Annotated in this window: 23 protein-coding genes; 15 read left to right on the top strand and 8 right to left on the bottom strand. The window is 54.8% G+C overall.

Features of this window, described 5'->3' with window-relative positions; genetic code table 11:
* From fumC to galE, 5 genes are all read left to right on the top strand, one after another.
* Complete coding sequence (gene fumC / locus MY069_RS08150; protein WP_482796579.1) at positions 1-1398, top strand: class II fumarate hydratase; 1398 nt, start codon at positions 1-3, stop codon at positions 1396-1398.
* 20 nt (positions 1399-1418) lie between these two features.
* On the top strand, positions 1419-2180 hold the full coding sequence (locus MY069_RS08155) for an AAA family ATPase (RefSeq protein ID WP_482796580.1): 762 nt from the start codon (positions 1419-1421) through the stop codon (positions 2178-2180).
* 24 nt (positions 2181-2204) lie between these two features.
* Positions 2205-2504: an aspartate decarboxylase gene (locus MY069_RS08160; protein WP_482796581.1), complete on the top strand. Its 300-nt coding sequence runs from the start codon at positions 2205-2207 to the stop codon at positions 2502-2504.
* A 2-nt stretch (positions 2505-2506) separates the two neighbouring features.
* Positions 2507-2683 (top strand): DUF4169 family protein, encoded by a 177-nt coding sequence (locus tag MY069_RS08165; protein WP_482796582.1) that lies wholly within the window; start codon positions 2507-2509, stop codon positions 2681-2683.
* 87 nt (positions 2684-2770) lie between these two features.
* A complete protein-coding gene (gene galE, locus MY069_RS08170) occupies positions 2771-3757 on the top strand; it encodes a UDP-glucose 4-epimerase GalE (protein WP_482796583.1) in 987 nt (328 codons plus the stop codon).
* A gap of 3 nt (positions 3758-3760) precedes the next feature.
* Here galE and MY069_RS08175 read toward each other — a convergent pair whose 3' ends face one another.
* From MY069_RS08175 to ahcY, 3 genes are all read right to left on the bottom strand, one after another.
* Positions 3761-4759, bottom strand: coding sequence for a glycosyltransferase family 2 protein (locus MY069_RS08175; protein WP_482796584.1), 999 nt, complete (start codon positions 4757-4759; stop codon positions 3761-3763).
* Between the two features lie 161 nt (positions 4760-4920).
* Positions 4921-6102, bottom strand: coding sequence for a methionine adenosyltransferase (metK, locus tag MY069_RS08180; protein ID WP_482796585.1), 1182 nt, complete (start codon positions 6100-6102; stop codon positions 4921-4923).
* Between the two features lie 23 nt (positions 6103-6125).
* Positions 6126-7520 (bottom strand): adenosylhomocysteinase, encoded by a 1395-nt coding sequence (gene ahcY / locus MY069_RS08185; RefSeq protein ID WP_482796586.1) that lies wholly within the window; start codon positions 7518-7520, stop codon positions 6126-6128.
* 176 nt (positions 7521-7696) lie between these two features.
* On the opposite strand from ahcY, the gene kdsA reads away from it, so the two are divergent.
* Positions 7697-8545, top strand: a complete 849-nt coding sequence (gene kdsA, locus MY069_RS08190) for a 3-deoxy-8-phosphooctulonate synthase (RefSeq protein WP_482796587.1) — start codon at positions 7697-7699, stop codon at positions 8543-8545.
* Positions 8546-8725: 180 nt separating this feature from the next.
* Here the strand turns inward: kdsA and MY069_RS08195 are convergent, their stop codons facing one another.
* Both MY069_RS08195 and MY069_RS08200 read right to left on the bottom strand, forming a co-directional pair.
* Positions 8726-9337: a histidine phosphatase family protein gene (locus MY069_RS08195; protein WP_482796588.1), complete on the bottom strand. Its 612-nt coding sequence runs from the start codon at positions 9335-9337 to the stop codon at positions 8726-8728.
* Positions 9337-10152: a 3-deoxy-manno-octulosonate cytidylyltransferase family protein gene (locus MY069_RS08200; protein ID WP_482796589.1), complete on the bottom strand. Its 816-nt coding sequence runs from the start codon at positions 10150-10152 to the stop codon at positions 9337-9339. The genes MY069_RS08195 and MY069_RS08200 overlap by 1 nt, the downstream gene beginning before the upstream one ends.
* A gap of 257 nt (positions 10153-10409) precedes the next feature.
* Here MY069_RS08200 and MY069_RS08205 point away from each other — a divergent pair, with 257 nt between their 5' ends.
* The 3 genes from MY069_RS08205 to MY069_RS08215 all read left to right on the top strand — a co-directional run bounded on the left by MY069_RS08205 (position 10410) and on the right by MY069_RS08215 (position 14653).
* A complete protein-coding gene (locus tag MY069_RS08205) occupies positions 10410-11390 on the top strand; it encodes an NAD-dependent epimerase/dehydratase family protein (RefSeq protein WP_482796590.1) in 981 nt (326 codons plus the stop codon).
* A 42-nt stretch (positions 11391-11432) separates the two neighbouring features.
* Complete coding sequence (locus tag MY069_RS08210; protein ID WP_482796591.1) at positions 11433-12404, top strand: KpsF/GutQ family sugar-phosphate isomerase; 972 nt, start codon at positions 11433-11435, stop codon at positions 12402-12404.
* Between the two features lie 86 nt (positions 12405-12490).
* Positions 12491-14653, top strand: coding sequence for an AGE family epimerase/isomerase (locus MY069_RS08215; RefSeq protein WP_482796592.1), 2163 nt, complete (start codon positions 12491-12493; stop codon positions 14651-14653).
* A 5-nt stretch (positions 14654-14658) separates the two neighbouring features.
* Here the strand turns inward: MY069_RS08215 and MY069_RS08220 are convergent, their stop codons facing one another.
* The 3 genes from MY069_RS08220 to MY069_RS08230 are packed head-to-tail and all read right to left on the bottom strand — an operon-like array spanning position 14659 to position 17784.
* A complete protein-coding gene (locus tag MY069_RS08220) occupies positions 14659-15405 on the bottom strand; it encodes an ABC transporter ATP-binding protein (protein ID WP_482796593.1) in 747 nt (248 codons plus the stop codon).
* Between the two features lie 3 nt (positions 15406-15408).
* Positions 15409-16260, bottom strand: a complete 852-nt coding sequence (locus MY069_RS08225) for an ABC transporter permease (RefSeq protein ID WP_482796594.1) — start codon at positions 16258-16260, stop codon at positions 15409-15411.
* Entirely contained in the window at positions 16261-17784 is a 1524-nt protein-coding gene (locus MY069_RS08230) for a hypothetical protein (protein ID WP_482796595.1), read from the bottom strand.
* A gap of 267 nt (positions 17785-18051) precedes the next feature.
* On the opposite strand from MY069_RS08230, the gene MY069_RS08235 reads away from it, so the two are divergent.
* From MY069_RS08235 to MY069_RS08260, 6 genes are read left to right on the top strand one after another with little or no spacing between them, the layout of a single operon-like run.
* Positions 18052-18849 carry a hypothetical protein gene (locus tag MY069_RS08235; protein ID WP_482796596.1) on the top strand — a complete coding sequence of 266 codons (798 nt, stop codon included), beginning with the start codon at positions 18052-18054 and terminating at the stop codon, positions 18847-18849.
* An 18-nt stretch (positions 18850-18867) separates the two neighbouring features.
* Positions 18868-19812, top strand: a complete 945-nt coding sequence (locus MY069_RS08240; protein ID WP_482796597.1) for a sulfotransferase family protein — start codon at positions 18868-18870, stop codon at positions 19810-19812.
* Positions 19813-19826: 14 nt separating this feature from the next.
* A complete protein-coding gene (locus tag MY069_RS08245; RefSeq protein WP_482796598.1) occupies positions 19827-21668 on the top strand; it encodes a glycosyltransferase in 1842 nt (613 codons plus the stop codon).
* Positions 21668-22360, top strand: coding sequence for a hypothetical protein (locus tag MY069_RS08250; protein WP_482796599.1), 693 nt, complete (start codon positions 21668-21670; stop codon positions 22358-22360). Before MY069_RS08245 ends, MY069_RS08250 begins: the two co-directional genes overlap by 1 nt.
* Entirely contained in the window at positions 22361-23359 is a 999-nt protein-coding gene (locus tag MY069_RS08255) for an exostosin domain-containing protein (RefSeq protein ID WP_482796600.1), read from the top strand.
* Positions 23356-24312: a hypothetical protein gene (locus MY069_RS08260; protein ID WP_482796601.1), complete on the top strand. Its 957-nt coding sequence runs from the start codon at positions 23356-23358 to the stop codon at positions 24310-24312. Before MY069_RS08255 ends, MY069_RS08260 begins: the two co-directional genes overlap by 4 nt.
* The last annotated feature ends 8 nt before the right edge of the window (positions 24313-24320 follow it).

Consider the following 24320-nt stretch of genomic DNA (forward strand, 5'->3'; position numbering starts at 1 on the left):
ATGGGCACAGATGCGACACCTCGGGTCGAAACAGATACAATGGGGCCTGTCGAAGTTCCCGGCGATAAATATTGGGGCGCGCAGGCGCAGCGCTCGCTTGGCAATTTTAAGATCGGCTGGGAGAAGCAGCCGCTTCCGTTGGTCCGCGCTCTGGGCATCGTTAAACGCGCCGCGGCTGAAACCAATATGGCGCTCGGCAAACTTGATGCGAAACTCGGTGACGCGATCATCACCGCCGCGAATGAAGTCATCGAAGGCAAGCTCGATGCGCATTTCCCGCTGGTCGTCTGGCAGACTGGGTCTGGCACGCAATCAAACATGAATGCCAATGAAGTCATCGCCAATCGTGCGATCGAAATCCTCGGCGGCGAGATCGGCTCGAAAAGCCCGGTCCATCCCAACGATCACTGCAATATGAGCCAAAGCTCAAACGATACGTTCCCGACCGCGATGCATATTGCGTGTGCCGAAGAGATCACCCACCGCCTGCTGCCCGCCCTGCAACAGCTGCACAATGCGCTCAATGACAAAGCCCAAGCTTGGACAGATATTATCAAGATTGGCCGCACCCATACCCAGGACGCCACGCCGGTGACGCTCGGCCAGGAATTCTCCGGTTATACGAAAATGGTTGAGATGGGGATCCAGCGGATCGAGCAAACGCTGCCCGCACTGCTTGAGCTCGCCCAAGGCGGCACCGCGGTTGGCACCGGCCTCTCCACCCCAATTGGATTTGCTGAAGGCGTTGCCGAAAAGATTGCGCAGATTACGGGTTTGAACTTCGTCACCGCGCCGAACAAATTTGAAGCGCTGTCCGCCCATGACGCCATGGTGTTTGCGCATGGCGCGATCACAACCGCGGCCATGTCCTGCTTCAAAATCGCCAATGATATCCGTTTCTTAGGCTCCGGCCCGCGCTCTGGCCTTGGCGAGCTGGCATTGCCTGAAAATGAACCCGGCTCATCCATCATGCCGGGCAAAGTGAACCCGACCCAGTGCGAAGCGATGACGCAAGTCTGCGCTCATATTCATGGCAATAATGCCGCGATCGGTTTTGCCGGCAGCCAGGGGCATTTTGAGCTCAACGTGTTCAATCCGATGATGAGCTATAATTTGCTGCAATCGATCCGTTTGCTCGCCGATGCGGCTGTGTCTTTCACCGAGAATTGCGTGGTCGGCATCGAGCCCCGCCTCGACAATATCCAAAAAGGCCTCGAGAACTCGCTCATGTTGGTCACACCGCTTAAGGAAAAATACGGCTATGACCGTGCCGCCAAAATCGCCAAAACGGCGCACAAGAACGGCACAACCCTGCGCGAAGAAGCTATCGCAGACGGCATTCCGGCGGAGGATTTCGACGCGATTGTCCGGCCTGAGAAGATGATCGGACCAAGCTAAGCCCGAACGGGTGGGAGAAAATGAAAGAACGCTACGCCGTTGAATTCGATGGCTACATCATGGATGTCGATCAGGTTCGAGATGATCGATGGCATGAAGACGCGTATCCGTTCAATCTGCCCGCCGTTCGAAGTTGGGAAAAACTACAGCTGCACGAGAAGGTGACGTTTTTCGTCGGCGAGAATGGTAGCGGTAAGTCCACCCTAATCGAAGCGATTGCAGTTGCCGCTGGATTTAATCCCGAGGGCGGCAGTCGCGATCACGCATTTTCAACGCGCGCCACACATTCACAGCTTCATGAACACCTTCGGCTCGTTCGAGCCCCCTTTCGGCCTAAAGATGGGTATTTCCTCAGAGCCGAGAGCTTCTATGCTCAGAGTTCTTACATCGACGACGTCGCGAACCCGGACCGGTATGGCGGCAAAGCCCTTCATGCACAGTCGCATGGCGAGAGCTTCATGTCTCTGTTTTGGAACCGCTTTGAGGGCAAAGGCCTCTACATTTTAGACGAACCTGAAGCCGCGCTGTCCCCCAATCGGCAATTCTCGTTCCTAACGCATTTGCACAACCTGGTTCAGGACGGCAGTCAGTTTATTATCGCAACCCACTCGCCCATCATTCTCGCCTATCCAAATGCGTGGATTTATCAGATGACCGAAACGGGGCCAGAGCGCCTACCTTGGGACGCCCTCGAACATGTCGATCTCACGCGTCAATTTTTGAACAAACCAGACGTCTTTCTAGACATGCTTTTGCAATCAGATGATGTAAACGAAGACTGAAACTAGATTCTGAAAGATCACGCTATGAACACAGCGCCCGTCGGCTCTAAAGCCAATCCGTCCGAATTCGATGTCATGCCGCGTTTGGCCGATGACGAACCCTATTTTGTGATCCGCGCCAATGACCCCTTGTCGAGCGCTCTGGTTGAGCTGCACGCTTATATTGGAGCCGGCCAAGCGGGGGCTGCGCATAATATGCTGGCGGAGATTATGGCGCTGACTTCGGCCAAAGCGCCGCGTCCCGCTTCGAGCCCGAAATATCGTGAGACCTTTGCCATCTCTCTCGCCATGGAGCAGTGGCGGAACACTCATCGCGGAGAATAGGTTTGGTCGAACCGGTTAATTTGGGCAAATTTCGTAAAGCCAAAGCGCGCGCTGACAAAGAACAGCGCGCGCAGGAGAACCGGATCAAATATGGCCGCACGAAAGCTGAAAAGGCCCGTGACGCAGCTCAATCCAAACGACACAAAGACAATGTCGATCAGTCCAAACTGGAAGATTGAACGCAAAAAATTGGCGCGATCCTTGAGTGTTTGCCCAGGCTAAGGCAAAGCCTTCCCAGGCTGGGACAATCAAAGGGACTAAACCAAGTGATCAAGAAAATTCTCGTGATCGGTGGTGCTGGCTATATCGGCGCCAATGCGTGCAAAGCGATCAAGATGAGTGGTCGCGAGCCGATCGTGTTCGACAATTTCTCCAGCGGCCACCGCCATGCGGTGAAATGGGGCGAGCTGATCGAAGGCGATATCCGCAACGAGGAAGATATTCGCGCTGCGCTTGAGAAAACCCGCCCCGATGCGGTGATGCATTTTGCTGCCAATATTGAAGTCGGCGAAGGCGAGAAAGCGCCGGGTGCGTTTTATGAGAATAATGTCGCCGGAACGCTGAACGTCATTCGGGCCATGCTGGATCTGGGGCTTCAGAATTTTATCTTCTCTTCCACCTGCGCGATCTATGGCGATCCCGAGAAATTGCCTTTGGTTGAGGACATGCCGAAACGCCCAGTCAGCGTCTATGGACGCTCGAAACTGATGGTCGAGACCATTCTTGAGGACATGTCGCGCGCTGAAGGATTACGCTATGCGGCGTTGCGTTATTTCAATGCCGCGGGCGCTGATCTCGACGGGGAAGTCGGGGAAGAGCACGATCCTGAAACGCATTTGATCCCGAACGCGATCAAGGCAGCAGCAGGGCTCGGCCAAGGCATGAAGCTCTTTGGCGATGATTATCCCACCCCGGACGGCACGTGTATTCGCGACTATATCCATATCGCAGACTTGGTCGCGGCGCACATTCTCGCCGCGGAGCATATCAATGAGACTGGAGAGAGCCTGCAGCTCAATCTCGGCACCGGAAACGGGTTTACCGTGAAACAGGTCCTAGACGCCGTCGAGCGCGCTGTCGGCAAGCCTGTGCCGGTTGAGATTGGACCGCGCCGCGCTGGCGATGCGATCGCGCTTTATGCTGATACATCGAAATCGAAAGAGGTTTTGGGCTGGGTGCCGCAACATTCTGATATGGACACGATTGTCTCGTCAGCGTGGAATTTCCACAAACGCGTTTGGAAAGTCTCTTAGGGGTTAAACCGCCCAGACATGCACGCCTCGGCGTGACAGCTGAACCGGGTTCCAGGCCATGGAACGGACAAGGTTCCAAATCGCCTTGCGCGTCGGCTTGACCTTATAGTCGGTCTGCCAGCGCAAGGCCCAACCATCTTTCAAACCGTGCCACATGCCTTTGCGCATGCCGCTAATATCCGCATGTCCGACATTTCGCAGATAGATATAGAGCATCAGCGCCAAGTGGCCGGGCAAGGTCAGAAGAAGAACCGAAAGCGGCATATTTTTGAGATAGGTCCAGGTCCGGTTCCTGAAGCCATGATACATGGTGAAGTGCGAATACCGGCCGGATGTCGCACTGCCTTTATGGTGGATCACCGCATCTGGCAGGAAGACACATTTCTCATCGCTCAATTGCAAACGAATGCCGAGATCGACATCTTCGCAATAGCAGAAGAACCGCTCGTCAAAGCCGCCAATCTCTAGAAATAGATCGCGCTCATAGACCGCGCTGGCGCCACATGGGCTGAAGCAAAAACTATCCTTATTGGGCAGCGCCGAGATCGGGTGCTCAAAGCCGCCGCGCCATGGAATACCGAATGCGAAATAAGCGTCCCCTGCTCCATCGAGCAGTTCGGGTGCATCCATATTGATCTGACTACACGCAAAAACGCGGCAGTTTTCGTGCCGCACCGTCGCTTTATAAATTTCCGAAAGCCAATTTTCGTCCGCGGTTGCATCCGGATTGAGCAGCGCGAGCCACTTACCCTCTGCCATTTTGGCGGCGATATTATTGCCTTTGGCAAATCCGTGATTGGTTTTTTCGCCTATCACGCGAACGGCTGGGAGGTCAGATATATCGAGATTTCCGATCGGATTCTTCTGGCTATCATTGTCCACGACAAGCACCTCAAAATCTCTAAATGTCTGATTTTTAAGTGAATCGATGGCACTCTGGAGGAGGTCTCCGGCATTGTAATTGACAATGACCACAGAGAAGAACGGCTTTACACTACTCACGAATGACTCCCTAAAGCCGAGGACGGATCCCCGATCATTCTCCTATAGAGGTATGCACATCGGATTTAGGACGACAACTGTAATTTTGTATTTCATATCAAATCACAAGCCGCCGTCCCATATTGGAGGCAGCCTGTGAGCGATCATGAATCAGTTGGTTTTTACTTGAGCAGGGCCTGCAACTCGCTGACGAGATCGGTTTTTTCCCAGCTGAAAGCGCCATCCGGCGTCGCCTCGCGGCCAAAATGGCCATAAGCGGCAGACGGGCTATAGATCGGCGCTTCGAGCTTCAAATGGTTGCGAATGCCGCGCGGCGAGAGATCAACCAGTTCGCGGAGCTTGTTGGCAATCGTGTCTTCGCCAACCGCGCCGGTGCCGAACGTATCAACATAAAGCGAGAGCGGTTGGGCGACGCCAATCGCGTAGCTGACTTGGATATTACAACGTTTAGCAAGGCCTGAGGCGACGACATTCTTGGCCAAATAGCGCGTGGCATAAGCAGCAGACCGGTCAACTTTTGAGGGGTCTTTGCCGGAGAACGCGCCGCCGCCATGCGGCGCTGCACCGCCATACGTATCGACAATGATTTTCCGTCCGGTCAGACCAGCATCGCCATCTGGACCGCCGATCACGAACCGGCCGGTTGGATTGACGAAAAACTTGTCTTCCTCAGGGAACCATCCGTCTGGCAAAACGCCTTTTACGACGGGGCGGATAATCTCGCGCAGCTCTTCCAGCGTCGCGGAATCCTTGTGCTGGTGGGAAACCACGATCGCATTGACGCCAACCGGGCGTGAGCCATCATATTGCAGCGTAACCTGGCTTTTCGCATCCGGTTCGAGCTCAGCATGGGTGCCATTGTGGCGCAGCTCCGCCAGCTCGCGCAGGATTTGATGCGAATAGACCAAAGTTGCTGGCATCAGCTCCGGCGTTTCATCGGTGGCATAGCCGAACATGATGCCTTGATCGCCCGCGCCTTCTTCTTGGTGCAGGCCTTGGCCGGCCTCAACGCCTTGCGCAATTTCGGCCGATTGGCCGTGAACATGGTTTTCGACAACCATGTTTTCCCAATGGAAGCCGTCTTGCTCATAGCCAATTTTTTTGACCACGTCGCGCGCGGCTTGGTTCATCTCATCCTTGGTGACGACCGCGCCATTATTGGTTCGAACTTCACCAGCCAGCACCACGCGATTGGTCGTGGTCAGCGTTTCCACCGCGACTTTTGCGGTGGGGTCTTTGCTTAAGAACAAGTCGACAATGGCGTCGGAAACCTGATCTGAGACCTTATCTGGGTGTCCCTCAGAGACGCTTTCAGATGTAAACTCGTGATGCTGTAGCGGCATAGCTCTTCTCCTGTAGCCTTAGATTAGTAGCGATAATGCTCAGGCTTAAACGGCCCTTGCTGTTCGACACCAATATAGTCGGCTTGATCTTTGGAAAGGTCGGTCAGCTCTACGCCAAGCTTGGCGAGGTGCAGCATCGCTACTTTCTCGTCCAAATGCTTTGGCAGCGTGTAGACATCATTCTGATACTCACCCTTGTTTTCATACAAGGCGATCTGCGCCAAGACCTGGTTGGTGAACGAGGCTGACATCACAAAGCTTGGGTGACCGGTCGCGTTACCGAGATTCACCAGACGCCCTTCAGACAGAAGAATAATCCGCTTGCCATCTGGGAAAGTGATCATGTCGACTTGTGGCTTGATGTTCGTCCACTTGAAATTACGCAGGCCTTCGACCTGAATTTCATTGTCGAAATGGCCGATATTACAAACGATCGCCATATCTTTCATCGCCCGCATATGATCGACGGTCAGGATATCCTTGTTGCCGGTCGCAGTGACGAAAATGTCAGCTTTAGAAGCCATCGTGTCGATGGTTTGGACATCATATCCGTCCATCGCCGCTTGCAGGGCGCAAATCGGATCAACTTCTGAGACCGTGACGCGTGCGCCAGAACCTGAGAGCGAGGCCGCAGAGCCTTTGCCGACATCGCCATAACCTGCGACAAAAGCGGTCTTGCCGGCCATCATCACGTCGGTGCCGCGGCGGATCGCATCGACGAGCGATTCCTTACAGCCATATTTGTTGTCAAATTTCGACTTGGTGACGGAGTCGTTGACGTTGATCGCTGGGAAGGGAAGCTCGTTCTTCTTCGCCAGCTGATAGAGGCGGTTCACACCGGTCGTGGTCTCTTCCGAGACGCCGCGAATGCCGGCTTTGATACGTGCAAACCAGCCTGGCGTTTCAGACATACGCTTGCGAATTTGGCGGAACAGCGCCTCTTCTTCCTCAGAACCAGGATTGTCGAGCACGGAGGGATCGGCTTCAGCTTTTTCGCCGAGGATCAGATACATGGTCGCGTCGCCACCATCATCGAGGATCAGGTTCACCGTCTCGCCATTCGGCCATTCGAAGATGCGGTCCGCGAACTGCCAATACTCATCCAGCGTCTCGCCTTTGTGAGCGAAAACAGGCGTACCCGCATCAGCAATCGCCGCAGCCGCATGGTCTTGGGTAGAGTAAATGTTGCAGCTTGCCCAACGCACTTCTGCACCGAGGGCTTCGAGGGTTTGGATCAGAACAGCGGTCTGGATCGTCATGTGCAGAGAGCCTGCGATACGGGCTCCTTTCAGAGGTTGGCTTGCGCCATATTCCTCACGCGCGGCCATCAGGCCTGGCATTTCGGTTTCTGCAATCTCGATTTCCATCCGGCCAAAATCAGCTTGGCTGATGTCCGCAACGGCGTAGTCCTGAGACATATCAACGATCCTTTATATGAAGTTTGGGAGGGCTATATCACGACGGAAAGCTTTGTACAGCCGGGATTCGTCTTTGCGGCTGCGCAAAGCCGGAAGATGCCTGCCGGGTGCCTCTGGCCAAGGCGGCTGAGGTTGACTAAGAGCGGGCGATATCTTGCCCAGTATGGAGGCCTCGAATGAGCCTGGTCACACTGCCATCTCACAATTGGAAAATCGGCACCGGCGCCCCACTTGCAGTAATTGCAGGCCTGAATGTGCTTGAGGATATGGACCTCGCTCTCACCGTTGGCCGCGAACTGAAAGCCATTTGCGAGCGGCTGGGACTGCCCTACATTTTCAAAGCCAGCTTCGACAAAGCCAATCGGTCGTCGATCACGTCTTATCGCGGACCTGGTTTCGACAAAGGCGTGCCGATGTTGGCCGAGATCAAGCAAGAGCTTGGGGTCGGCATCTGTACCGATTTGCACGAACCTCATCAGGCCGATGCCGTCGCAAAAGTCGCTGATTTGGTGCAGCTTCCAGCCTTCCTCGTGCGCCAAACAGACCTGGTCATCGCGACCGCAAAGGCCGCCGATGAGAATGGCGCCGTTGTCCACGCCAAGAAAACGCAATTCATGGCGCCATGGGACACAAAGAATATCGTTTCAAAAGTCCGCGAGGTCTTGCCTGGCGACCGCCTCATCCTCTGCGAACGCGGCACCAGCCTCGGCTATAACAATCTCGTCGTCGACATGCTCGGCATTCAGCACATGCAATCACTCGGCTGTCCGGTGACGATTGACGCGACCCATGCGGTACAGCTGCCAGGCGCCGACCCGCGCACCGCCGGCGCCTCTACCGGCGGACGCCGGGAAGGGGTTGGGACGATTGCAAAATCTGCCGTTGCCGCGGGCGCTGATGGGGTCTTTTTAGAGTTTCACACAGATCCCGATAAAGCCCTCTGTGATGGCCCGAGCTGCTTGCCGTTGAGCGCAGCCGAGCCGCTCCTCAGCGAGCTGAAAGCCATCCACGAGATTGTGAATTAGGCTACTAGCTTGCCTCATCCTGAGCGAAGTCGAAGGATGATACCCTCAATCATCGCGTCATCCTCGACCGCGAAGCGGTCTGAGGATCCATCTCGATATTGTGCGGCAAGTGAGTAAATTCGGAGCTGGACCCTCTGACAGCCTTTGGCTGTCGAGGGTGACGCCAACAACCTCAATGCATTAAGGCCGAACGTTCCACGCCATCAGCTTCACCTCATCGCCGCTGGTGCGGATATGCCCGTAAGCGCCGGTTTTCAGCTTGATTGATTGCGGCTCGGTTTCAAACGTGGTCACAGCATCCAACAGGAACCGCGCGACCCCATTTGATGTCACGATCAGAACGCGCTCAGCAGGCTCGTGGGCCAAAGATCCAATCAGCTGTTTCCACGCCGCTTTTATTGCCTCGGGATCCACGCTCCATCCTGGCGGCACCACGGCCTGCTCGTCCCAAGCTTGCAAAGCCGCCTCACCAAGGCGTGCAATCACTGCCTCATCGGGCTGGTTCTCGTCGACGCCATAGTCGACCTCCCGCAGGAATTCGAGCGTCTCTAAATTTGGACGGGGGGTGCGAACCGCCAGAATCGCCTCAGCGGTCTGCCGTGTCCGCTGCAGCGGGCTGCAATAGGCAGTATCGAACCCGTCAGAAAGCGTGACCATGAAATGTAATGCCAGTGCCTCGGCTTGGGTCTGGCCAGAAGATGAGAGCGGCAAGTCTGTTCGTGCCCCGACCCGGGTGACGGTATCGCCTTTGTCGAATGTGTTTCCGTGACGGACGATATAGATATCCGTCATTAGCGATCCGCCTCGAGCGGCTCGCCAAATTTCGCGATGAGGTGCTCGGCATGTTCGGCGTCTTGCGGCGTGTCGATGCCCCACATGGCGCTTTGCTTGGGCGCGACTTTCACCGCTTGAATGCGCATCCCGTTCTCTAAGAAACGGAGCTGTTCCAACCCTTCCAGCCGCTCATAATGACCTTCAGGCAAGGCCACAAACCGCTCCAGCGCGGTGCGTTTATAGCCATACAGCCCAATATGGCGCCAAACCGGCGAGCGCGGTTCGGTCTCCCGCAATTGCTCCTCTTTGCGGATTGCAGGAAGAATATTCTTCGAAAACCACAAGGCCTCATTTTGCGCATTCACAATGCAAGAAGTTCCAGAAAAGGGCGTTTGTATTTTGCGCTCGCGGACCTCGTCCAAATCTTCCCAAGACATCTGCACGATCGGTGTGACCGCATCGAGCGCGGTGCCGCGCCCAGCCTCAATAATCGCCGAAATATAATCAGGCGGTGTGAAGGGCGCATCGCCTTGTAGGTTGACGACAAAGTCAACCTCCGGCGCAACCGCATTGGCTGCCGCGAGCGCGCGGTCGGTGCCAGACGGCAGGTCTGGATCGGTCATCACAACCGGCGCCCCAATCTCTTGGGCATGCGCTTCGATCGCCTCATGATCGGTTGCGATCACATAGGAAATGTCAGCTGAACCTTCGGCACAGGTTCTGGCAATTTCGGCAACTCGAGACAGCAAGGATTTCCCGGCGATCAGATGCAATGGCTTTTGCGGAAACCGGGTTGACGCATAGCGCGATGGAATAACGATCAGCGTCTTCATGCTCACCCTTTGAACTTAAACCAAAAAACCTGTCATTTCGGCTCTTACTCAACCCCTAGGGCAATTCCAAGCGCGCGCCACATTAAACCCCGCCCACAATTGAATACGATCGTTTGAAATCCCTTGACCCCCAGCAAGTTCTGATCGAGGAGCGACTAAGCTGCACCCAAATGTCAGCGCGCGAGTGTTCGCCTGGGTGGAAAACACCTATGTGACACCAGACTGAGGCCTCATCCTATTGGCCGCAAAGGAAGAATATGACTGTCCTGATCACAGGAGTTGCAGGCTTTATCGGCGCGCATGTCGCGCAAGCCCTCTTGGCGCAAGGACGCTCAGTAATCGGGTTTGATAACCTCAATCACTATTATTCATCGCGCTTGAAACAGGATCGTTTGGCAACCTTGTGCGCCTCTGGTGATTTTTCATTCCATGAGGTCGATGTGGCCTCTCCAGTGGCGCTGCATTTGGCTTTAGACGGTCGGCGTCCGACCAAAATATTACACCTCGCAGCGCAAGCAGGGGTGCGGTACTCACTACAGAATCCAGCCGCTTACACCGAAGCCAATCTGCAAGGGCATTTCGCGATGCTCGAACTGGCGCGCCAACTTGAGGCGGAAAACACTGTCTATGCGTCCTCATCATCGGTCTATGGCGGTAATTCTAAAATCCCGTTTGAGGAGAGCGACCAGACCGATGATCCGGTCTCCTTCTATGGCGCGACCAAAAAGTCGAACGAGGTGATGTCGCAATCTTATGCGCGGCTATATGGGCTGTCTTTGACCGGACTTCGCTTCTTCACCGTCTATGGCCCCTGGGGCCGGCCCGATATGGCCTATTGGATCTTTGCTGAGAAGATTTTGAAAGGTGAGCCGATCCGGGTGTTCAATCATGGCAAAATGAGCCGGGACTTCACGTTCATTGATGACATCGTCGCTGGGACAATCGCGGCGCTTGATCGCCCCGCCAGCAGCTTAGATCTGCCTGTACCGCACCGGGTCTACAATCTCGGAAACGATCGCCCCGAAGCGCTGGCCGATTTAATTCAGTTTACCGAACAGGGCGTTGGCCAGGAAGCTGAGAAAATCTATGAGCCAATGCAAAAAGGCGATCTCGAAAAAACCTGGGCGGTGATTGATCGCGCCCGGACCGAACTGGACTTCTCGCCGAAGGTCAGCCTGCAAGAGGGGCTCGGCCGGTTCACTGACTGGTTCAACCACCACTGGACGAATTACTGCTAAACAATTTAGACCGCTCGTCATCTGATCTAAGGACGCCTGATTATGTCTTCGCCCCGGCTGACCGCCCTTGAAGTGCTTGAAACAGAACAGCTTGGCCTCTCCGCCCTGGCCGATGCGTTGCAGAGCGATGAGGCGCCGCTGGCTATCGCTTTCCAGGCTGCGGTGGACGCGATCAACAGTGCATCAGGTCGGACGATCGTCACCGGCATGGGTAAATCTGGACATGTCGCACGCAAGATCGCAGCTACATTTGCGTCCACCGGCACTCCAGCCCTTTATGTCCATCCTGGTGAAGCGAGTCATGGTGATCTTGGCATGATCGCCGATGATGATGTTGTGCTGGCGCTTTCAAACTCGGGTGAGACCCCAGAGCTGGGCGATATTATCGGCTATTGCGGCCGGTTCGATATTCCCTTGATTGGCATGACTTCGGGCGCCGGGTCGACGCTGGCGGAAGCATCAAATGTCGCGCTGCTCGTCCCGAAATCCGCCGAGGCGTGCGGCATCACTAAGGCGCCGACAACCTCGACCACGCAAATGCTCGCCTTTGGCGATGCGCTGGCAGTCGCGCTGCTTCGTCTCAAAGGCTTTAGCCAACGCGATTTTCATACATTCCACCCCGGCGGCAAGTTGGGTGCGGCGCTGAAACGGGTCACCGACCTGATGCATCACAAGCAGATGCCGCTCTGCGGGCCGGATGCAGGTTTTAGCGAAGTGGTCGAGGCGATCACGGCTGGCGGGTTCGGCTGTTGCGGCATCATTGAGGCTGGAAAACTCAGCGGCATCATCACCGATGGCGACATCCGGCGGGCCCTTGCAAATGGCCAAAGCAATGTCGTCGCCGCGGACATCATGACCCGAAACCCGCGCACGATCCAAGAAGACGGACTGGCCGCAGAAGCGCTTTCTATGCTCAGCGAGTATCGCATCACAGCGTTGTTTATTGTCGATGCGCAGAACGTGCCGATCGGCTTGCTACATGTCCATGACTGTTTGGCGATTGGCGTCGTCTAAATGCACGTCGAATTCAGGCATGAATTCTGCATCATTCTGCGGTAAGAGGTCGGGACGGCCAAACCTAAGATATTGCTGGGATCACGATGAAATACGAAATCCATCCGGTCATTCTTTGTGGTGGTGCCGGCACACGGCTTTGGCCCCTCTCCACCCCAGCAACACCGAAGCAGTTCTTAGCGCTTACATCTGATCGCAGCATGATCGAAGAAACGGCGCTGCGCTTTGCGTCAAATACCGGCCATGGTCTGAGCTTTGCGACCCCGCTTGTGGTCGGGTCGAAGCGGCACCAAGAACTCTTGGAACAAACCCTTCCTGTTGCTCGTAAGATCCTAGAACCGTTTGGCCGAAACTCCGCACCCGCTGTGGCCGCGGCGTGTCTGGTAAGCGCGCCAGAAGACTTAATCCTGATCTTATCCGCCGATCATGACATCCAAGACGTGCCTGCTTTCCAAGATGCAATTGCCATCGCTGCGCAGGCCGCTGCTGAGGGATCGATTGTCACCTTCGGTATTGAACCAAACCATCCCGCTACCGGATATGGCTATATCAAAGCGAGCGCTGGCGAAGCCGCCATCAAGGCTGTTGAGCAATTTGTCGAAAAGCCGGATCGCGCCACCGCACAAGCCTATTTGGAAGCAGGGTCTTACTACTGGAATGCCGGTATTTTCCTGTTCAAAGCCGGTGTGATGCTCGAGGCGCTCGAGCATTTCTCGCCCGATATTCTCTCCGGCACGCAAGCGGCCATGGCAAGTTGCGAGGGGCAAATTATGCATCTCGACCCGCAGGCTTTTGAAGCAACGCCGAGCTTGTCGATCGACTATGCAGTGATGGAAAAGGCTGAGAATGTCCAAACCGTACCGGTGAATATGGGCTGGAGCGATATTGGCGGCTATCACGCCTTGCACGAACTGCTGACTGAAGATGCGCGCGACAATTATACGTCCGGTCCAGTGGTCTTGACTGAGTCCGAGGGTGTTTATGTGCGCTCTGAAGGCCCCGCCGTTTCCGTGAATGGTGTGTCGGATCTCGTGATCGTCGCGACCGAGCGTGAAATCATGATCACGCCGACCAGTGATGATAGCGCGGTGAAACGACTGGGCGCCGAGGTCCAGCAAAACCGTCACCGGCTCGGCATCTCCGAAACGGTCCAGAAGCGCGCGAAAGATTGGCTCTGGAAGGCATTCGATGTCTGGTCTGGAAAGGCCTGGGACGAAGTCCATGGCGGGTTTGTCGAACAGCTTGATCTTAGCGGTACGCCTGACACAGAAGCCGACCGCCGCGTCCGTGTGCAAGCGCGGCAGGTGTATAGTTTCTCACAAGCGATCGAAATGGGTTGGCCGAACACAGAAGCTGCAACCCCGCTGATCGAAAAGGGGCTCGACTATATCGATACCCGCTTGCGGCATCCCGAGGGCGGCTGGGTGCACACGATTTCTGCCGATGGCACGCCGATCGACACAAAGCGCGATCTTTATGACCACGCTTTCATCATCTTAGCAGGCGCCGCCGCTTACAAAGCCACTGGCAGTGCGCGCGCTTTGAAGATTGCTGATGACGCACTCGCTTACATCGACGCGAACCTGAAAGATGCCACGCATGGCGGATGGTTTGATGCTGAGCCCGCAACGCTGCCGCGACGCTCTAACCCGCACATGCATATGCTTGAAGCGATGCTGGCTTATCATGAAGCCACCGGCGATGCTTCGGCGCTCGAGCGCGCGCGAATTTCGGTCAATCTGTTTGAGAAACACTTTTTCGATCCATCGACAGATGTCATGGCCGAATTTTTTGAACAGGATTGGCAACCAAATACGTCGCCGAGCCAAGTGATTTTTGAGCCTGGGCACCATTATGAATGGGCCACGCTCTTGTCGATCTATGATCAGGTCGCTGGCCATGATTCCTTGAGCTGGCGCCGGCGTTTGATCCGCCGCGCTGACGAGTCTGGGCTCAATTCTGCAACCGGCTTTGCGATCAATGCGCTACGTGAAAACGGCGAGATCACCAATTCGAATAGTCGTTTATGGCATCAGCTCGAAATGCTCCGGGCGTACTTGCTGCACCCTGGGGTCGCATCGCGGGCGAAAGCCGAAACCCTATTGAATAAGATACTCGAAACCTATCTCGATGCTGGACCAGACGGCGGCTGGATGGATGAGGTGGATGCGAGCGGTGCGCCGGTTTCGAACGCCGTTCCAGCGAGCATGCTCTATCATGTCGTCACAGCATTCGCGCCGCTGCTTTAGGACCACTAACCGCCTGTTTTGGCGAAATGGGCATCCATTTCTTTATAGACGTCAGCAATCGGCCCATAGGCGCGCATGACCCCTTTATCGAGCCATATGCCTTGCTCGCAGACGCTTTGAATGAGGTTGCGATTGTGGCTGGCGACGACCGTAATCCCGGCCTCATCGACCAAATCATTCATGCGCTTTCCAGCCTTTTGCTGGAAGCTCGCATCCCCGGCCCCGATCCATTCGTCAAGCAATAGGATTTCCGGCGCGAAACAGGTGGCGATCGCAAATAGGAGCCGCATCCGCATGCCATCGGAATAGGTCCGAAGCGGCAAATCGATGAAATCGCCCAGTTCACTAAACTCAATGATCTCGGGGATGCGCTGCTTCAGTTCTTGCCGCGACCAACCTTTGATAATGCCGCGAAAAACAATGTTCTGCCGACCGGTCGCATCGGGCTGGATGCCGAGATTCATACCATATAGCGAAGAAATCTTGCCGGAGGTGACAACTTGGCCGCTGGTCGGCGTGTAGATGCCACCGAGCACTCGCAGCAAAGTTGATTTCCCCGAGCCATTGCGCCCCACCAATCCAATATTCTGACCGCGCTGGATCGAAAAACTGATATCGCGCAAGGCCAAAATATACTTTTTCCGGCCGACAGTAACGATGGAATCGGGCTCACGATCCGCATTGATATTGCGATCCGCGCCGCCGGTGAGCGGGTAGTGTAGCGAGAGGTTAAACGTATCGATCTGGGCCATGCTCTAGAACCAGAAGACGATGCGCTGGCGTAGGCGCGCGAACAGCAAGAAGCCCGACGTAGAGACAATTGCAAATACGGCGCCCATGAAGATCCAGCTTTCGGTCGGAAACTCGCTGTCGAGAATGGGTGCTCGGAAAATCTCAATCGCGTGGAAAAGTGGATTCCACCATAGAACTTTCATCAAGTTCGGCATTTGCGAAGGCATCCAGAAAATCGGCGTCAGGAACATCATTGGTAACATGATCGCTTTGACCAAGTGCGTGATATCTCGAACACGCGCGCCAATAATGCCGAGCATCAGCTTGATCGCAAACGCATTGAGCAACAGGAATAATATCGCTGGAACCGCATAGAGCGCCTCAATCTCGACTGGATATTGCAAATAAATCAGCGCGATCACAACCACAGCGAAGGTGAAAAGGAGATTGTAAATCTCGCGCATCACCATCTTGTATATATAGGTCGAGAGCGGCAGCGCCTCACTGCGGATCCAGCCACCGGAGCTAACAAATGTGTCTGGGGCGGTCATGATCGCCTGTTGGGAATACACCCACATGAAAAATCCGATCACCAAATAAGCGTCATAATAGCGAACATCATCAGCGCCGAGTAGCGAGGAGAAAATCGTCAGCTTGATGAATACAAAGGCAGCAAAAGACAGCATCACCCAAAACACACCAATCAGTGAGCGCCGATAGGTTGAGACAAATTCTTGCCAAGACAGCGACAGCCAAACCCGCCACAGCAAGGCGCCTTGAACGATATCATTAACAGCCGCTTTCGGTTGCATCTGGAAACCGCTCAGCGATTGCTGCTTCACTTGGACTTGCCGAAAATTTTGGGAATCTAACATTTACGCTACCCGGTGAAAGCTCACACGTTCGATACAACAGGACAATAACCGGTCATCGGGTCCATGGACAGAGGGGGGATGCACTGCGCGGGGACTGAGGATCGACAGAAAATTCGCGTCATTCACGCGCAATTGGGTCGGTTCGATAGTTGCGGACAATGTTGCAGGCAGCGGCTTTTCAATATTGCTTGCATGGGCTTTGGCCCGGCGCAGCGGGGCCAAGCGACCACCCATATCGCTTAAAATCTTGAGACGCCCAGCCAGGGGCGCACCATTTATGGCGAGCGACATGCCCCGCAAAATGTCGAGCGCCATCACATCGACTATCCTGACGCTGACCCGGTATTTGCCTTGATCTAAATCGGGAAGGCGGAGGGTGCTGTTCAGGGCAGCGCCGGCCCAACGGCCTTGATCTTCGGCTTGGTGCCAGCCCTCGCCATCAATGTAAGACCGCAGATCCATTTCAATCGCGGGATGACTCGATTGCTCATCATCCGCTCCGGCTGAGTGCCCGCCAATCTGGCTGTTAGCCGTCTGTGCTTTCAGCTCTTGGTATTTATTGAAATAGAGATGCAACTCTTCGCGTACTTGCTCCAATTGTTTCTCAAGAAGCTGCGGAACATGCGCTTCGCTCGCGGCGCGCTCTAGCGCTTCTTTTTCCTGCTTTTCAGCCTCTTTCGCGCGTTGTTCAGCCTCAAGCTCTTGGGTGAGTTGATCGATTTGTCTCTGCGCGGCGAGCAATTGGTCTTGCGCTGCGTCTGGGCCGGATAGGTTCTCTTCGTGTTCCTGATAGGCTTTGCGGGTTAAGTCGCGGCGCGAATAGGCTGACGAGTTCATCGGCAGGTCGGCTGAGTTTTCAAGCTCTTCAAAGAGGCTTGCAAGCTCAAGTTCTTGATCCAACAATCGCTCCGCGATGACATCCATCAAGGCGGATTGGAACAGAAATTCTGATTCATTGAGACGCGTCGCATTGATCCCGAGACGATCTGATAAAAGCGTCGCGATCGGTTGCGCTGTATCCTCAAAATTGTGCATATTTATCAGCATGCTAACATCGCTATTGGCATGATAGAAGCGGAGCATTTCTTCATGATAATCACGCCAGCGCGCGACCAGCTCTTCAAGGCCCTCGCCTTCCATATCCTCGACCGCGACTTCACGCGCGATAAACTCGGCCGGCGATGTATAGACGAGCGCGAACCGGCAATTTGGATCGAAGGATTTCCAAAATTCCAGGAAACGTAAATTGTCAGGATGAGCCCAGCCCCAACTCTCCTGAGTGGCATTGGCGATCATCAGATCCGCCGCTGCGATATGCCAGGCTTGTCCGAGCTCCGGAGTGGCGTCTTTATAGGAGGTCTTGCCGTGTGGCCGGCTCACCGCCAGCATTTTCTCTGTCAGCTCCGCCGCCGACATGTTTGAGCGCGTAGACGCGACCGGCGCGTTAAATCCCATACTTTCGAGTCGACCTTGGGCAAAGGTGCACCACTCATCATGAATGCCGCATGTCACCAAAATGGTCATAAATTACTCTCCCGCGAGGTGTTTCGCGTCCCACAAGCGCTTTCCAAACCAGATAATCTGAGTCCACGCCACTGTTTATGTGTACTTCCGATGTTCAGTGGAAGTGAATAGTGAAAGATCCTTGAACTTCAAAGCACAAAGCGGCTGATGCATTTACAAGATCGTAAACGCGGGGTCGATTAATGCGCGTCTATTTTGTACGTGTAAGGTTCAGAGATATTGAGGTTTGAGTTGGGTCAGCCAAGCATCACAGACACAGAATTGCTCTTGAGCAAGATTTTGCCGCCGAAAGCCATTCTGGTTTTAGGGGCGGTTATGCCGCAGCGCTTACGCCAACTTGCAGAACTGGGCGGGGCGGAGATGACGCTCGCGCATCCCGATGATGGGTTCCTAAAACATGTCTCAGAGGTTGAAGCCTTAGCAACTTTGGGGCTCACCCTCAGCAAATCTGCGATTAGTCCCACAGGCGGCGAGGTGGCATTCTTCAAAAATAGCCTCGATCGTGAATCTGGCTTCGTGCCCGCGTCGGCGCTGACGCCGATTTGGAAAAATCTAGAGCAGATCTCGGAAACCAAAATCGCCTCGACCTCGTTGCAGACCTTTGTCGATGAGGCTGAAACGCCGTTTAACTGGCTGGTCATCGACCGGCTGGACGGCTTGGACCTTTTGCAAGGCGCGCCGGACGGTCTCGGCCTGTTTGATGTCGTGAGTATGCGGTCCTGGTCCGGGGAGGCCGACGCTGAGCTTAACACCACAAAGCAAGTAACCGAATTTATGACGACCCAAGGGTTTCGGCTGGTCGTGCAAGCGTCAGAGCGGCACCCGTCGCTCGAAACTTTGCTGTTCGCGAAGGATTATGGACAGATCGCCACCGATTTACAGGCTTACAAAGACGGTCAGGACTCGAACGTCGAAAAGCAGAGAAAACTGGCGGTCAACAACCTCAACGCGCTGGAGCAGCGATATGCCGACCTGTTCGCCAAGAACAAAGCGACTGAAAAACTGGTCGCAGACATTCTAACCCGTCTCGCGCGCGCTGAGTCCGCTTTGAGCGCGGACGAGTAGAATGGAATTGGGTCTTTTATGGCTGAGCTGAAACAAAAGGTGTCGACCCTCTTCGCGGAGATCCAAGATCTAGCGCATGGGGCAGGTCTGAAGCCAAACCCGCGGGCCCGTCGGCTCAAATCAGATCAAGAGCCGCACCAGACAATTCAAAACGCCATCACAGCGCTGCAGGAACTCGAACAGACACCGCGGCTGAAACTACGAACGATCCATCATTTTTCCTGCTCCGGCGGGACGATGCTCGCTAAATGTATCGCCTCAATGGCGAACACGATTGTCCTCAATGAGGTTGATCCGCTGAGCGCAATCCCATTTCGCGGCGATCTGGATCGCTTTAGCCCGACCGACCTGGTCGCCCTGCTCCACCAATCGGGCTCAGCGCCGGATCCAGCATTGGTTGCCGACCTTTTTGGCAATTCGATCAAACAGGTCGCGGAACACCTAGAGCGGTCGGGAAAAGCCCTTGTTCTGCGCGACCATACGCATAGCCACTTCCTTTATGGCGAAGGGCGCGACAATCGATACACGCTCAAAAACATCCTCGCTGGCGCCGAGCTTCCGATCGTGTCTCTGGTCACGGTTCGACACCCGGCGCGGAGCTATCAATCCATGGTCAAAGCCGGATGGGACAGCCATCTTACGCCGAATACATTTGATGAATACTGCCAACGGTATCTATCCTTCTTAGCAGCGTATTCGGGGATCCCTATTGTGCGGTATGAGGATTTTGTCGCGGCACCTGATGAGGTGATGCAAACCATATGTGGCCACTTGGACCTCGACTATTTCGCTGAGTTCCAAGAAGTGTTCGATAGTTTTAAATTCTCGGGCGATAGCGGCCGAACCAGCGGAACCATCGAACCACGCCCGCCCTCGCCGATTGATGACACGCTTCGTGAACAGTTGAACTGCAGTTCCTATCGCGAACTCGTCGAAAAACTGAACTATGACAGTGCGGTGTAAGGGGATAGAGAGCCGTGAGACCGTTTTTCTCAGTCGTCACCGTGTCATACAAACATGCTTGGTCGATGACCAAGACGGCGCGGTCTGTCTTCCGACAGAAAGATGCTGACTTCGAATATGTGATCATTGATGGCGCCTCTAACGATGGTACGCTGGAGCTCACCGAGTTCTGGAAACAAGCGGGGCTGGTCCACCGGTCCAGCCATGACCCCGATACCGGCGTTTATGATGCGATGAACAAGGCGCTTGATCTCGCGACCGGCAAATATCTGTGTTTCATGAATTCAGGCGATGTGTTTGCCTCTGATGACGTTCTGGCCAAAGCGAAAGCCTTTCTTGAAACAGAAGATTATGATGGCTGCATGGCTTGGGGCCAGCTTGGCGATAATGTTTGGGCGTCTTGGCAGACCGGCGAGGCGTTCAAAATGGCCAGTCTTGGTTTTTGCCACCAAGCTTTATTTGCTCGCACAGATTTGCTGCGCGCTAACCGGTTCGATTCTCGCAAACACAAAACAGATAGCGATACGCTGCAGCTTGGCGGTCTGTATGCGGATGGAGCAAACATCCCAATCGTTCCGGAAGTCTGGGCCATTCGCGGTGCTGAGCCAGGGATCTCCGCCAATTTGGACAAGACCCGGACCTCGATCCTCGACACGCTGACCAGCGAATATTCAGATTTGGATCAAGCCGCCGCCAGCGCCTTGATCGCGTTTCGGCGCAAATGCACCCATGTTCCAGACATATTGCAGCTTTTGAAGACCGGGGATGAGAGACTTCGAACCCATCTCGCTTACACGGTGCTCGATACGCTGTTCCAGAAACAGTCCGCTGAGTTGCCGGCGGGCGAAGTTCAAGCCCTTAAAGCCGCCACCAAAGCCGCTCTGGGAGAGGATTGGGGTGACGCTGAAGATCGCCTTCTAGTGGCGCAAACAAAGCGCACAGGCATGATCGCGGATTTGCGCGCGGCAAAAGCCGATCTGAAAACGCAAACGCAGAGTTTTGGCCAGCAGGAAGACACCCGCATGGCTCGGCTGGACGTCCCCGCCGCTGCAGAGTCTCATCCCGCTTATCAGATCGGTTTGACGTCGTTCCCGGCGCGCATTTCGACCCTGCATTTTGTCATCCGATCATTGGTTGAGCAGAGCGTGAAGCCTGCACATATCCACCTCTTCTTAGGTCAAGATGAGATCCCGAACGCGAACTGGCTGCCATCGCAATTGCGCGCCTTTGAGGCGTCTGGCCTGAAACTCCACTTCGTTGAGTCGACTCGGCACCAATACGATAAGTTCACTCATACGGAGCATTTCGACACGCAAATGCCGTATGTCATCGTCGATGATGACGTGATCTATCAGCCTTATTCGATGGAACGGCTGCTTAGCGGGCATCGCAAATATCCAAAGGCGGTGATTGGCAATCGTTGCCACATGATGACCGTGGCAAATGATGGGAGCATCGGCCCCTATAGTGACTGGCAGCGAGAAGCGCGGACGCCGGAGCCGTCCTTCAATCTCGTTCCCACCGGTGCAGGCGGTGTTCTCTACCCGCCCGGTTTCTTCGATAGCAGCGCGGTCACCGACACCGATCAGATCATGCGCTATGCACCCTATGCAGATGATGTCTGGCTGAAATTCAACGCGCTGGCGCAAGACCGTCCGACATTTGCAACCGAGCTCAGCTCCGGGTCGGAATGGTACCATCGCTATACGCCAACCATGCGCGCGGGCACGCTGATGGCGGAGAATGTTGAGCTTGGCCTGAACGACATTCAAATCGCACGCTGCGGCGAATGGCTCAGTCAAACCCACGCCGACTGGCAGAGCTTGTTGCGAGCCGATGAATTGGAGCGTGCCTGATGTCGCTCATTTTCTCGGTTTCAGAATTTTTAGAAGCGGGGCCCCATTGCGAAGCCTTCGACCAGCTATTGTTTCAAGCGACCTCGCAAAAGTCCGCTTTGGCCCTCAGCTTAGCGCCTTCGCAGGTCAAAATTCATTGCGAAGCGGCGGATAAAGGGGCGATAGCGAGCCTCAGCTTGTCGGGCCTCTCGCAATATGTCCTCGACCGCCGAGTGCCAAACGCCGCGCAAGTATTTTACCCGCTGCTTGGCCAAGTCCAGTCCTTCAAAATCCCGGCGGCAAAGATCTTCGCGCTGCGCTCTCACAATCGTTCTGTCGCTGATTTTTGGGCGAGAAATCTGTTTCATACGCTAAGCTCGACCAGCGATGTTGACTGCACAGAAACAAGCGAAAATCTAAAAGGCGATGGCCCAACCGCAATGGACGGCCTGACCAAAAGCTACCTATGGGTGCTTCGCGACGCCTTGCCGGATAGCAATCTAAAATGCCCTGATGTGTTTGAGAAACTGACACTCGATTTTTATTTCCCGGTCATCGCCTATGAAAACCAGATCTTGAAAGGCGGGATGAAAACCCTGCGAGAGCTGAATGCGACGACTTTGGAAGATCAGCGCGCATCAGACGAAGAGCGCCAAGCTGCGAGGCGGTTTAGTGATTGCCGCAGCGATCTGTTGGCCCTGTTGGCGAGTTAGATGGATATGGGGAAATCTGACGAAATCCAAACACCAATTGAGCGCACCAATACCATCATCGCTTATGACAAACATTGGCAGCGACCTGCCGCAACCGAAGAAGCGGCCTATCGCAGCCTGCACTCGGTTCGGGAGCCACTTGGCTTTGCCTATTATGGACTAGCTTGGGCGACCCTAATGGATGGCCTGAAAACGCGCACCAGCAAGTCGACTGACATACTACAAGCACTATTGCAGGGCCAGAAAACCGCCGCGCTGCCAAGCTCGGAGAGGCGTGTCACGGTCGCTCAGCATATCCGCGCGATCAACTATTTCGACCTATTTGAAGCGCTGGACATCACGGATGTTTTTTGGGCGCATGCGGTGCATTCCTACCAAACCTCCAAAGGGATCCGCATTCATCCCTTCCCTTTATTTCCGGCCCAAGCGCCCGATTACGAGGGCAGCACACCATCAGAGAAGCGCCATCTGGCTAATTTCGTCGGGGCCTATAATCCAGCCATCTATCTGACCAATGTGCGGGAAAAGATTTTCGAGGACGAAGGCCGATTTGGCGACCTACACATTGTGAAGCGCGAGCGCTGGCATTTTGATCGCGCTGTCTATGACGAGCAAATCGCAGGACGAACCGCCTCTGAATCCCAGCTGGCAACCGAAGCGCAGATGAAACAGGACTATCTCGATGCGATCCGCCAGTCATGGTTCACCCTCTGCCCAACCGGATCGGGCCCAAACAGCATTCGCATTTTCGAGAGTTTGGCACTCGGCTCCATCCCGATCATCTTGTCGCGCGCCTTACACCTTGCCGGACCTTCTGATCTGTGGGAACGAGCAGCGATTATTGAGGAAGACTCTGAGGACGGGTATCGCCGCGCGGTCGAGCGCGCGAGACGCACCTCAAATGCAGAGCGATTAGAGATGATGGCCGCTGGCAAAACCCTATTCGATCATGTTGGCCCCGGCGGCTATGCCGGGATCATTCAGCAGGCACTGGCATGACGGGCCCGGCTTCTGAGGGGTACATTCTGATTGCTGCCAATAAGCACCATTATCTGGAGCTTGCGGTCTCGGCTGCCTGTTCGCTGAAATATAATGATGATCGACCAATTGCCTTGATGATCTCCGGGGGATTGTCAGTGCCGAAATGCTATTCGGGCCTTTTCGATCATATTATCGCGTTCGATCCCCCGTCACCTTATGACGGCATGTTTGTCCGCCGGTTTGTGCTCGAACAATACAGCCCATTCGATCGCTGCATGCATATTGATGCCGATTGCCTGCTGATTGGTGATGATATTGACCGGTTTTGGAACCTGTTCTCTGACCGCCCATTCGGCGTGATGGCCAATCTGAAAACCTCGGGAAAGTGCTACCGCGACACTCTGGACATTGATGAAGTCGTGCAGGCGGGCCTCGCGCCTGGTGTCTACATCACCAATTGGGGTGTGTTTTATTATCAAAACACCGGCGACAATGTCGTGCTCAAAAAAGGGCGAGAGCTCTTGGAGATGATGCTGAACGATGATGAAGCGTTCAAAACATCTTACTTTAGCCGCCCCGGTCAGCTGAGCGATGAACCCCTTTGGGGCATAGGCCTCGCGCAGACCGATATTGACGTGCCCGAGCACAATTATGGCGCTCTGTTGCAGCTCACCTCGCCGAATACAAGCGATCACAAATTCGATTTCCCGGGTCGTAAGTTCCACGCGCGCAAAGGTGGTATCCCCAAGGCCCGCGGCGAGATTTATCATTTCGCCGCGATGAACCCGCTGGACGGATATTTGGACGGCACGCGCTTTTATCGCGAGCAGCTCGCAATCGATTTGCCAGATATCGTGCTCGGAAATGGCGATATCATCTCTTCTAAAGAATGGCCTTTGTCCATTCAAAACACCGCTCAACAGGCCTTCGTGAACGGCAAGCCGAATTTTGAGCTCGCCCTCAGCCAATAGACAGCAGG

Source organism: Hyphomonas sp. ske169 (assembly GCF_056850855.1).